Origin of the sequence: Rhodoferax sp. (assembly GCF_039922535.1) — a bacterium.
GTDB lineage: Bacteria > Pseudomonadota > Gammaproteobacteria > Burkholderiales > Burkholderiaceae_C > Rhodoferax_B.
Genome location: NZ_JBDTEM010000199.1, coordinates 1 through 11656, shown reverse-complemented (window position 1 = coordinate 11656; position 11656 = coordinate 1). Strand labels below are relative to the sequence as shown.

General features: G+C 60.6%; 8 protein-coding genes and 1 pseudogene. 1 reads left to right on the top strand and 8 read right to left on the bottom strand.

The genetic code is table 11. The features are described 5' to 3' along the window. Positions 1-105: 105 nt before the first annotated feature. The gene (locus ABI213_RS09440; protein WP_348026845.1) at positions 106-876 is read left to right on the top strand and encodes an exodeoxyribonuclease III; all 771 of its coding nucleotides are present in this window, start codon (positions 106-108) and stop codon (positions 874-876) included. 65 nt (positions 877-941) lie between these two features. On the opposite strand, the gene ABI213_RS09435 is transcribed toward ABI213_RS09440, so the two are convergent. The 8 genes and pseudogenes from ABI213_RS09435 to ABI213_RS09400 all read right to left on the bottom strand — a co-directional run. Continuing rightward, entirely contained in the window at positions 942-3578 is a 2637-nt protein-coding gene (locus tag ABI213_RS09435) for an EAL domain-containing protein (protein ID WP_348005364.1), read from the bottom strand. A 535-nt stretch (positions 3579-4113) separates the two neighbouring features. Further along, positions 4114-5645: pseudogene (gene ntrC / locus ABI213_RS09430) on the bottom strand (nitrogen regulation protein NR(I)). Positions 5646-5682: 37 nt separating this feature from the next. Further along, complete coding sequence (glnL, locus tag ABI213_RS09425; protein ID WP_348005362.1) at positions 5683-6756, bottom strand: nitrogen regulation protein NR(II); 1074 nt, start codon at positions 6754-6756, stop codon at positions 5683-5685. Beyond that, positions 6756-7253, bottom strand: a complete 498-nt coding sequence (locus ABI213_RS09420; protein ID WP_348005361.1) for a hypothetical protein — start codon at positions 7251-7253, stop codon at positions 6756-6758. Before ABI213_RS09420 ends, glnL begins: the two co-directional genes overlap by 1 nt. A 160-nt stretch (positions 7254-7413) precedes the next feature. Next, on the bottom strand, positions 7414-8829 hold the full coding sequence (gene glnA, locus ABI213_RS09415; protein ID WP_348005360.1) for a type I glutamate--ammonia ligase: 1416 nt from the start codon (positions 8827-8829) through the stop codon (positions 7414-7416). A gap of 225 nt (positions 8830-9054) precedes the next feature. Continuing rightward, positions 9055-9894 (bottom strand): molybdopterin-binding protein, encoded by an 840-nt coding sequence (locus ABI213_RS09410; RefSeq protein ID WP_348005359.1) that lies wholly within the window; start codon positions 9892-9894, stop codon positions 9055-9057. Then, positions 9860-10768, bottom strand: coding sequence for an EI24 domain-containing protein (locus tag ABI213_RS09405; protein ID WP_348005358.1), 909 nt, complete (start codon positions 10766-10768; stop codon positions 9860-9862). Before ABI213_RS09405 ends, ABI213_RS09410 begins: the two co-directional genes overlap by 35 nt. 24 nt (positions 10769-10792) lie before the next feature. Further along, positions 10793-11656: sterol desaturase family protein (locus ABI213_RS09400; protein ID WP_348026843.1), on the bottom strand; the 864-nt coding region annotated here is incomplete at its 5' end.

Below are 11656 nucleotides of genomic sequence, written 5' to 3'. Positions count from 1 at the left end.
GGTATCGACAACGATACCGGGGCGTTTTAACGTTTGCAGGGCACCGTGTGCGAGTGCACCATTAAGAGCCTCGGTAACATCTCCCATTTTTCTGCGGATTCCCCCATGCAACTCGCCACCTGGAACGTCAACTCCCTCACCGTCCGCCTGCCCCAGGTTTTGGACTGGCTGGCCGCCAACCCGGTCGAGGTGTTGGCGCTGCAAGAAACCAAGATGACCGACGACAAGTTTCCGCACGCGGCTTTTGCCGAAGCCGGCTACCAGGCGCAATGGTTTGGCCAGAAGACCTACAACGGCGTGGCCCTGCTCAGCAAAACGCCCGCCACCGAAGTGGTGAAAAACATCCCCGGTTTCAGCGACGAACTGGCCCGTGTCATCACCGGCACGGTCAACGGCGTGCGCGTCATTGGGGCCTACTTTCCCAACGGCCAGGCCCCTGGCAGCGAAAAATTTGACTACAAGATGCACTGGCTCAAAGCCCTGCGCGACTGGGTCAAGGCCGAGCTGCTGGTGCACCCGCAGCTGGTGCTGATGGGCGACTACAACATTACCTTCGACGATGCCGACGTGTGGGACCCGATCGGCCTGAAAGACACCATCCACTGCACCGACGAGGAGCGCTACCACCTGCAGACCTTGGTGGCATTGGGCCTGACCGACAGCCACCGCCTGTTTCCCCAGCCCGACAAAAGCTTTTCGTGGTGGGACTACCGCGACTTTGGCTTTCGCCGTAACCGGGGCATGCGCATCGACCACATCTTGGTCAGCCCTGCGCTCAAGCCGCTGGTCACGGCCTGCGTGATCGACACCGTGCCACGCAAGAACGAACGGCCCAGCGACCACGCACCGGTGGTGGTCACGCTGAATCTACCGTAAATAGATGCCCTCGGCTCACTATCGTTTTAAGAGCTGTCTGTGCAGACAGCACCTGCGCCAGAGCGCTATTTGACCTCGGTATTCCGCACAAACTCTGCAAACTGTCCCGCGGGCAGAGCCCGGCTGAACAGATAGCCCTGGTAGGCATGGCAGCCGCATCGGGCTAAAAATTCTTTTTGCGCCAAGGTTTCTACGCCTTCGGCCATCACGCCCAGGCCCAGGTTGTGGGCCAGGGCCACCACGGTGCGGGCGATGGCGGCATCGCTGGGGTCGGTCAGCACGTCGCGCACAAACGACTGGTCGATCTTGAGCTGGTCCAGCGGCAGGCGTTTCAGGTACGAAAGCGACGAGTAGCCGGTGCCAAAGTCGTCCAGCGACAGGCCAATGCCCTGGGCCTGCAAGGCCGTCATCTTTTCCACCATCTCTTCCAGGTTGTCGATCAGCATGCTCTCGGTCAGCTCCAGCTTCAGGCGCCGCGGGTTGGCGCCGGTGGCGGCCAGCAGGGCCAGCACACCGTCGACAAAGCTGGCTTCGCGGAACTGCCGGGCGCTGACGTTAACCGCCAGCACCAGGCTCTCCAGCAATGGCTCCTGCGCCCACACCACCAGTTGTTTGCAGGCCGTCTCCAGCACCCAACGGCCCAGCGGCAAGATGTGGCCGGTATCCTCGGCCAACGGAATGAAGCTGGCAGGCGACACCATGCCACGCACCGGATGTGGCCAGCGCAGCAGGGCCTCGGCCCCGATCACGCGCCCATGCGCATCCACCTGGGGCTGGTAGTGCAGCTCGAAGCGCTGTTGGGCAATGGCCAAGCGTAGATCGGCCTCAAGTGCGGCGCGGGCGTTCACCACGGCCTGCATGGCGGGGTCAAAAAACCGCAAGCCATTGCGTCCGGCGGCTTTGGCTTGGTACATGGCCAGGTCGGCCTGCTTGAGCAGTTCGTCAATGGACAGACTGAGTCCACTGTAGAGCGCCACGCCGACGCTGGCGGTGCTATTGAAATCAAAGTCACCCAACTGGTAAGGCTGGTTCAGCGCGGCTACGATTTTTTCGCCCACAGCCCGCACATCGGCAGCCGCTGCCACCGCATTGCTGTCCAGGTTCTCCAGCACCACCAGAAACTCGTCACCCCCTAGGCGGGCCACGGTATCGCAGTCGCGGATGCAGCCCGACAGGCGCTGGGCCGCCTGGCGCAGCAGTTGGTCGCCCTGGTCGTGGCCACGGGTGTCGTTCAGGGTTTTGAAGTTGTCCAGATCGATGAACAGCAAAGCCCCGGTGCGCTTGTTGCGTTCGCTGGATGTGAGCGCCCGCTGCAACCGGTCCATCAGCAGCCGCCGGTTCGGCAGCTCGGTCAGGGGGTCGAAAAACGCCAGTTGGCGGATCTGGTCTTCGGCGGCTTTGCGCAGGGTGATGTCGGACAGCGTGGCCACAAAGTAGCTGACCTCGCCCTCCACGTCATACACCGCGTTGATGTTGACCCACTGCGGAAACACCTCGCCGTTTTTGCGGCGGCTCCAGATCTCGCCAGCCCACTTACCAGTGCGCCGCAGCGCCCGCTGGAGCGTGGAAAAATAAACGTCGGTATCGCGCTCGGACTTGAGCAGACTCAGGGGCTTGCCCAGCGCTTCAGCATCGCTGTAGCCCAGGCTTTGGGTGAAGGCCTTGTTGACGCGCAGGATGCGCTGCTCGGGATCGGTGACCAGCACGCTTTCCTGGGCATCGAAGGCCGTGGCGGCAATGCTGAGCTCAGCCTCGGCGCGGTAGCGGGCGGACAGGTCAATGTCCACACAGAACATTTCTGGCGGGCGCCCCGGTGCCTGCACAAACGCATGGCTGGAAAACACCGGCACGCGGCTACCGTCCTTGTGCTGCAGTACCAGTTCGCCCGCAGGAATGGCCTCGCGGCTGGCAAACATGTGCTCCATTGCTTGGCGCACGCCTTCGCGCATGGGGGCCGGGATGATCAGGTCGCGCAAATTGCGGCCAATGGCCTCCTCGGCGGTAAAGCCGTAGAGGCGCTCGGAAGCCTTGTTCCAGTACCGGGTGGTGCCGTCGGGGGCATAGGCCTGCACCGACACGCCGGGAATATCCTTGATCAAGGTGCGGAACCGAGACTCAGACTCGCGCAGCGCCACGTCCAATGCATCGCGGCGCTGCCCTTCTTGCAGCACCATGGCCAGCAGCAAGGTGGCAGGCGCAAACACCAGAATCAAAGCCATGGAAATTGTTAGCAGTGCATGGGGCTCTATCGGCGACAGGGCCAAAAAGCCAATCCGGCCCAGCTGCAACACCAGGCCAAACACCAGCAACGAAGGCACATTGGTGCGCGCCCGTCCGCGCGCCACCGCATAACGGTACAGCAGGCCCAGGCCCACGCTGCCGAACAACACGGCTAGCGAAATCACGGCATGCGGGGAACCCAGCCAGATGTGGTACCCACTGACCACCAGCAGCGCGACCGCCGACGGCAATACACCGCCAAACAGCCCGAGGATGCCCATCACCACCGAGCCGCCGTCCACGGCTATGCCGGGTAGAGGCAGGTAGGGCTCGGTCATGCCCAACACACACACAACACCAAACAACAGGCCCGTAGCCACCTGGCTCGCCCGGAGTTGGTCGTGCCACAAACGTACATGCAGGCACTGCATCACACCCAAAACCAACATCCAGGCCACGTCTTGGGCCAGATAAACAACCATGGATACGCTCCCCTCACCTAAAGCACATGCTGAGATGCCACATGCGATCCAGACAACGCGGCGGCCACCCAAAAGGCGCGCAGGCGCACGCCACCAAAAGGCATATTGTTACAAATGAGCCCGGCGCTAGTATGCTTTAAGTGAGCCAGAGAAAGAAATGAGACAGCGCGCTGCACCGCACAATCGCTATAAAAAAAATAGCCTCTAGCGCATACAGCGTATGCGCTAGAGGCTATTTTCATAGAAAAAATAACAGGTTAACGGTCACCAGAATAAGCTTGGCAAGACGGTGAAATAAACCACACCACGCCAATGCAGCCGACCAAACAAGGAGACCTCCCCTGCCTCATACGCTATAGATTAAATAGCTGCTGCCGCACACCGAATAAGCGCTAGCGACCCAAAAGGCATAAATATTGCTGTTACACCTCTTCCAAGAACAGCACAGAACTGGCTCAGCCAGCCTGCCAGTGTTGCCCTTGGCAAGGGGGTTAGCGAAAGATGCGAAGCACTGCATCCTGGCGGTGAGCCACCACTATTCCAGTCCCAGCTCCTGGATCTTGCGGGTAATGGTGTTGCGGCCAATGCCGAGCTTTTGCGCGGCTTCGATGCGTCGCCCCCTTGTGTTGTGCAAGGCGGTGAGGATCAGCTTGGACTCAAAGCGGCGCGACAACACATCCCACACATCGTGCCTATCGTTGGCCAACAGCTCCAAAGCCTCGGCTTCCAGACCTAGCTCCCAGCCTGTTTGCGCGTTCGGGGCATCCATGGACCGCACAGGCTCGGTACTGGCTGGCCGGAAGGCCAACTCGGCATCCATGTCGGGGCTGATATCTACATGGACCAACGGCACACCGACGATGCGCGTGGCCGTGGTGTGGCCCAGGCTGGACGGTGGCACCGTCACACCCAACACATCGGGTGGCAGGTCTTTGGGCTCGATGGTTTGGGCCGGGGCCATCACGGTGAGCCAATGGCACAGGTTTTCCAGCTGGCGCACGTTACCAGGGAACGGGAACAGCGCAATCTGCGCCAGCGCTGCATCGGAAATGCGCTTAGGCTCCACACCCAACTGCTTGGCGCTTTGCTGTAAAAAGTGCCGGGTCAGCATGGGCACGTCTTCCACCCGCTCGCGCAGGGCAGGCAGGCGCAAGCGGATGACATTCAGGCGGTGGAACAAATCCTCGCGGAATACGCCGTCGCGCACACGCTGCTCCAGATCCTGGTGGGTGGCGGCGATGACGCGCACCTGGGCCTTGACAGCGTTGTGGCCGCCGACGCGGTAAAAATGCCCGTCGCTCAGCACCCGTAGCAGGCGGGTTTGCAGGTCAAACGGCATATCGCCGATTTCGTCCAGAAACAGCGTGCCGCCATCGGCCTGCTCGAAGCGGCCGCGGCGCATGGTTTGCGCGCCGGTGAAAGCACCGCGCTCATGGCCAAACAGCTCGCTCTCCAGCAAGTCTTTTGGAATTGCTGCGGTATTGATAGCTACAAATGGCCCATTGGCGCGCGGTGAGTGCTTGTGCAATGCACGGGCCACTAGCTCTTTGCCGGAGCCCGATTCGCCAGTGATCATCACCGTGACGTTGCTTTGGCTGAGTCGGCCAATGGCGCGGAACACGTCCTGCATGGCCGGGGCCTGGCCAGCATCTCGGGCGCGGCGGCCATGCGTTCTTCAGCCACTTCCTCGCGCTGGCTTTCTTCTACCGCGCGGCGGATTAACTCCACCGCTTTGGGCAGGTCAAACGGCTTGGGCAGGTACTCGAAAGCGCCACCCTGGAAGGCCGACACGGCGCTGTCCAGGTCGGAGAAGGCCGTCATGATAATCACCGGCAAACCGGGATGCATCAGCTTGACCTTCTCCAGCAGGTCCAGACCCGAGCCGCCCGGCATACGGATGTCGCTGACCAGGATTTGCGGGCCGTCCTCGTCGGTGGCGGACTCCAGCGCGGTTAGCACGTCGCGCGGATTGGTAAAGCTGCGGGTGGGAAGGTCTTCGCGCAGTAGCGCTTTCTCCAGAACAAAGCGGATGGATTGGTCGTCGTCTACTATCCAGATCGGCTTCATAGTGGGGGTCACCTCGGGTCAAGATGCCTTGGTTGTATCAAGGCAGGGGTATGAGTAATTTGAAATCCGTGCGGCCCGGAACACTGTCACATTCGATCAAGCCATGGTGCTGCTGGACGAAGGTTTGTGCCAACGTTAACCCCAGCCCCGATCCACCTTCTCTGCCCGACACCAGCGGGTAAAAAATACGGTCCTTGATCGACTCGGGAACCCCCGGGCCGTTGTCGATGACATGCAATTCCAGTGCCAATCGGTAACGCTGTTTTCCAAAGGTCACTTGGCGCGCAATGCGACTGCGGAAAGTGATCTCCGCATCACCCTCGGCAATGCGCTCGGCCAGCGCCTGGGTGGCATTGTGGGCCACGTTGAGCACGGCCTGGATGAGTTGTTCGCGGTCGCCACGGAACTCGGGGATGGACACGTCGTATTCGCGCTCGATCTTCAGTCCGCGCGGAAACTCCGCCAGGATCAGGGAGCGCACGCGCTCGCAGATTTCATGGATATTCACGTCGCCCACCACATGCGGGCGGCGGTGCGGGGCTAGCAGGCGGTCCACCAAACTTTGCAGGCGGTCTGCCTCGTGGATGATCACCTGGGTGTATTCGATCAGCTCGCGCGACTCCATCTCCATTTCCAATAACTGCGCGGCGCCGCGGATGCCACCCAGCGGGTTTTTGATCTCGTGGGCCAGGTTACGGATCAGCTCTTTGTTGGCCTGGGCCTGGTCGATCAGGCGCTCTTCGCGGTCTTGTTTGGCCTGCTGCTCTTGCGGCAGCAGCTCGATGACGATCTCACCAGGGCGCTCGGTCTGCGCCAGGATCACGTGGACCGGCACCGGTTCGTGGTTCAGACGCTTGAGCCAAGCGTCATACCGCATGGCCGCAAACTCGTTGCTACCCGCACCGGCCAGGGCGTTCTCCAGAATCAACGGCTCGGTAAAACAGTCGGGAAAGTGCGAACCTTCGATGGTGCGGCGCGAGGTGCCCAGCGCGTCTTCCAAGGCGGCATTGGCAAACAATACCGCGCCGTCACTGGACAGCACCGCAACCAGGGTGGCCAACAGATCAAACGCGTGAAAGCGCGTGACATAAGGGTGGGTGGTGTTCGTCATCAGGGCTGGTTGCGGGGTGGGGGCAGGCGCGACAGCTCACGCTTCAGGCCCGAGATGTCACTGTCGTTGCGGGCAATGCTGGCTTTCAGCTCGGCCACGCGGTCGATGTATTTTTGGTAGTTGCGGGCCTCGCCACCTTGTTTATCGGGCTCACCGCCGTTGTACTCTTTGAGCAGATCGGCTTGGCGGGCTTCGGCTTTTTTCAGCTCGGACTCGAGAATCATGCGGGCATCGGAGTCGCGCGCGCGCTGCTCGGCACCGTCGTTGCGGGGACTGTTAGACACGGGGGCGCGTACTGGCGCAGACGCAGTGCCTGGCGGGTTGCTGTGGACGATAGTGACGTTGCCACCCTCGACCAGCTTGCAGCCCCGTGCCTTGGCATCTTTGGCGTCCTTGACGGCATTGGTGTACTCGTTGCCGCAGCGGTAGACAACCGTGTCCTGCGCCCAAACGGTGGCCGATGCACATACCAAAATCAGACCAAAAAAGTGTTTCATGCGTAAGAGTGAAGCCCTGCCGGGCTTGAACTGGGAATAAGTGCGCAACAGTACTCTGTTTATCGGGGGGCCACGGGCCGGAACGAAAAAAGGACGGCTTACGCCGTCCTTTTGAGAGCCTGGGTGTCGCAATAAGTTGCGCCTCCGAAGGCCGTCGCTCTTAGAGCGAGTAGTACATGTCGAATTCCACCGGGTGGGTGGCCATGCGCATACGGGTCACTTCGGTCATTTTCAGCTCGATGTAAGCGTCAATGTACGCGTCGGTGAACACGCCGCCCTTGGTCAGGAATGCACGGTCTTTGTCCAGGCATTCGAGAGCTTGGTCCAGGCTGTGGCAAACGGTAGGGATCAGCTTGTCTTCCTCGGGTGGCAAATGGTACAGATCCTTGGTAGCAGCTTCGCCAGGATGGATCTTGTTTTCCACGCCGTCCAGACCGGCCATCAACAGGGCTGCAAAGCCGAGGTAAGGGTTCATCAGTGGATCGGGGAAACGTGCTTCCACGCGGCGGCCCTTGGGGTTGGCCACGAAAGGAATACGGATCGAGGCAGAACGGTTTTTGGCCGAGTAGGCCAGCTTCACCGGAGCTTCGTAGCCAGGCACCAGGCGCTTGTAGCTATTGGTGCCGGGGTTGGTAATGGCGTTCAAAGCACGGGCGTGCTTGATGATGCCGCCGATGTAGTACAGGGCGTATTCGCTCAAACCTGCATAGCCGTCGCCAGCAAACAGGTTCTTGCCGTCTTTCCAGACCGACTGGTGCACGTGCATGCCGGAACCGTTATCACCCACGATGGGCTTAGGCATGAACGTAGCGGTTTTGCCGTAGGAGTGCGCAACGTTTTGAATCACGTACTTTTGCAGCTGAACCCAGTCGGCGCGCTCAATCAGCGTGCTGAAACGGGTGCCGATTTCCATTTGGCCGGCGTTCGCCACTTCATGGTGGTGCACTTCGACCGGGATGCCCAGGGACTCCAGCACCAGGCACATTTCAGAACGCATGTCCTGGAAGCTATCGACGGGCGGCACGGGGAAGTAGCCACCCTTGACGGCGGGACGGTGACCGGTATTGCCGTGTTCGTATTCTTTGCCCGTGTTCCAGGAAGCCTCTTCCGAGTCGATCTTGGAGAAGCAGCCAGACATGTCGTTGCCCCAACGGACGCTGTCAAACACGAAAAATTCGGGTTCTGGACCAAAGAAAGCGGTGTCGCCCAGGCCAGAAGCCTTCATGTAGGCTTCAGCGCGCTTGGCCAACGAGCGGGGATCGCGCTCGTACGGCTTGCCGTCGGCAGGATCGATCACGTCGCAGGTCAGGATCATCGTCGTTTCTTCGAAGAAAGGATCGATGTTGGCGGTGTTGGCATCGGGCATGAGCTGCATGTCCGAGGCTTCAATGCCCTTCCAGCCGGCGATGGAAGAACCGTCGAAGGCATGGCCCGAAACGAACTTGTCTTCGTCGAAATGGGACACCGGCACGGTCACGTGCTGCTCTTTGCCACGGGTATCGGTGAAGCGGAAGTCAACAAACTTGACTTCGTTCTCTTTCACCATCTTCATCACGTCAGCGACGGTCTTTGCCATCAAGAATCTCCTGGTAGGGGTTGGGTTTAAGTGGGACTATAGATTTCGGCACATCTGCCAATGCAGTTTTTATGCCACCGCGCAGCAAATGCACAATTTGTAACCATGCGCGCACCTGTGACTTTACGCCCAGGCATTTTGCGCTAGAAAACGGCGCCCTAGACTCCGGCCAAACGCAGTTTGCACCAATTAAGAGCATCCAAGCAACGCACCAATATTGTGCAATTAACTTCGCACCAGTTCGGGGCCCAGCTTGGCATCGAAACCATGCAAGCCCGCCAGCAGCGCCGGGTAGGCATGCGCCACCAGCTCCGGCGTGCCCTTCACCCCCAGCTCGATATGGCGGCCGTATTCAGGATGGTCCACGCTGGGCAGGCTAAACACCTTAACCCCTTCAAACTGGCGCTCTAGCGCCTCCATCAGCGGGGTCAACGTGGCCTCCATGCTGCCAAACACGATCACCGATTTTTCGACCCAGGCCGCTTTCTGAAACCAGGTGCTGTAGTACTGGTCCAGTACCCACTCCACCATCGGCCAAGCCATCACGGGGAAGCCAGGCACAAAGTGCACGTGGCCCATGCTGAAGCCGGGAATCTTGTTGTACGGGTTGGGAATGATCTGCGCGCCTTGCGGAAACATGCCCATATTCAGGCGGTGGATGTTGTCCGGGTGCGTGGGTTCATAAGGCAGACCCTGGTCACGGGCGGTGTCTTGCATGCGTTCGCGGATCATTTCTTCGGCGCGCGGGTGCAAGGCCAGCGGCAAGCCCAAGGCCGTGCCAGCACACTGGCGGGTATGGTCGTCGGGCGTGGCACCGATGCCACCGGTGGAAAACACCACATCGCCCGAGGCAAACGCCCGCTGCAAGGTGCTGGTGATACGCGCCGGGTCGTCACCCACGTAGTCGGCGTAGCTGAGCTGTAGGCCGCGTGCGGCAAGCAACTCGATCACCTTGGGCAGGTGTTTATCCGCGCGCTTGCCCGACAGAATTTCATCACCGACGATGATCAGCCCCAAGGTGGGCGCCCGCTCAAGGGGGTGGGAGGTAGGAAGATCCAGCGTCATAAGTGGGCTTGGGTTGAATAGGTTCCAAAATTTCCAGCGGGACCGCGACCGGTGCGACGATTGGGGCGGCCTGCGCCGCCACCTCGGCCCGCAAGGCTTGCAGCGCGGCCAGCACGTAATGGGCAAACCACAGCGAGGAAAAGGCAAATACCAGGGTGTAAATCCAGATGGCCAGCGGCACCAGCACCACGAAGGCGGCCGCAAACAAGGCCCCAGAAGCCCACACCAAACTGGGTGCAGCCCCTAGGTAGCCAGTCAACACGCCCATGCCCAAGAGGGTAATACGGTGGCGGCGGTAGATTTCGCGGCGCTCTTCCTTGCTGGCGTGCAGGGCCAGTGCGTCGTAAGACATGACACGGTAGGTCAGCCAGCCCCAGATCAGCGGCGGCAGCACCAAAATCAGCGGCGGTACCAGCCACAGCGGAATCGACACGATCAGCGCCACCAAGGCCAGCAAGATAGAGCCCAGCGACCAAAACAGTCCGCCGATGAAAGTACCGCCCTTCTTCTTTTCCAGTTGCGGAAAGCGCCGCTCAGAAACAAGAGCCACCAAGGCCGGGGTCATCATCATGGCCACCGCCAACAGCGACAGCACCACGATGAACGGCGTGACCGCAAAAATCACGAGCAGGGGTGCCAGCGCCACCTTGAGTTGGCCCACGCCTGCGCTCTCCAACCAGGTCCAGATGCGGCCCACCCATTCCGATGCATCCAGCATGCCGCGCACCATGTCCAGCGCAGGCTCCCAGTAAAAATACCCCAGGCCCAAAGACAAGGCCACCAGTATCAGCAACGGCAGAAACGACAGCGCAATCACGCGGTGGTGCATGCAGTAGGCGGCAGCGCGCCAAAAGGAGTCCAGTAGCAGTTTCATACCGCGGAGGATACCCGCATCAAATTAACGCCATACAGCCCACAGCCGCCGCAAGCCCAGCCACTGCTGTTGCCAGAAACCCCGGCCGTAGTCGCGACCGCCCTCCTCAGCCAGTTGGTCGCGGATGCCGGTGGGGTCATAGCGCAGTTCGAAATTGGCGGTGCCAAACAGCATGTCCCACCAGGGCAACAACACCCCAAAATTGTGCCCACCCAAAGTATTTTTACCCGCCGACTCGTGGCCGATGCCGATGCTGTGGTGCCGCCGATGGAAACGCGGGCTGACCCACAGCCGCTCACCCACACGCCCGAACCACACGCGCAGATTGGCATGCTGCAGGCTTTCGCTGAGCTGGGTAAACGCCACGATCGCAATGAACTGGCCCGGGGCCACGCCCACCAACTGGGCCACTACCGCGACGATGATGTCGCCGATTACATCGTCCAGCAGGTGGTTGCGGTTGTCGCTCCAGAGCGTCATTTGGCGCTGTGAATGGTGCAGCGAATGCAGACTCCACCACCAGGCAAACTGGTGCTGGCCCCGGTGCACCCAGTAGCCCAAAAAGTCAAAAGCCACCAGGTACATCGCAAAGCTGAACACCGCCTGGTCGGTCACACCAGGCCACAGCGCATCCAGGTGAAAAGTCGCCATGCCCGCCACCCGCATCTCGCCAAACAGGCCATCCATCACCGGGTCGAGGGTAAAAAACAAGAGCAGCCGGAACGCGCCCAGCCGGTGCAACAGCGTGTAAATGATGTCAATACGCACTGCCGTGCGGTCTTGCATTGGCTCCACCGGCCGCCAGCGTTGCAGCGGCCCCAGTACCGCCACCAGCACCAGCAACTGCAGCAATCCCACCAACAGCCAGCCGGTGGCGGTATAGGCGTC

What these genes read in the sequence shown, in the direction of transcription:
- ABI213_RS09440 (WP_348026845.1), top strand. Translation starts at nt 106, where the DNA reads ATGCAACTCGCCACCTGGAACGTCAACTCCCTCACCGTCCGCCTGCCC.
- ABI213_RS09435 (WP_348005364.1), bottom strand. Translation starts at nt 3,578, where the DNA reads ATGGTTGTTTATCTGGCCCAAGACGTGGCCTGGATGTTGGTTTTGGGT.
- glnL (WP_348005362.1), bottom strand. Translation starts at nt 6,756, where the DNA reads ATGACGAACACCACCCACCCTTATGTCACGCGCTTTCACGCGTTTGAT.
- ABI213_RS09420 (WP_348005361.1), bottom strand. Translation starts at nt 7,253, where the DNA reads ATGAAACACTTTTTTGGTCTGATTTTGGTATGTGCATCGGCCACCGTT.
- glnA (WP_348005360.1), bottom strand. Translation starts at nt 8,829, where the DNA reads ATGGCAAAGACCGTCGCTGACGTGATGAAGATGGTGAAAGAGAACGAA.
- ABI213_RS09410 (WP_348005359.1), bottom strand. Translation starts at nt 9,894, where the DNA reads ATGACGCTGGATCTTCCTACCTCCCACCCCCTTGAGCGGGCGCCCACC.
- ABI213_RS09405 (WP_348005358.1), bottom strand. Translation starts at nt 10,768, where the DNA reads ATGAAACTGCTACTGGACTCCTTTTGGCGCGCTGCCGCCTACTGCATG.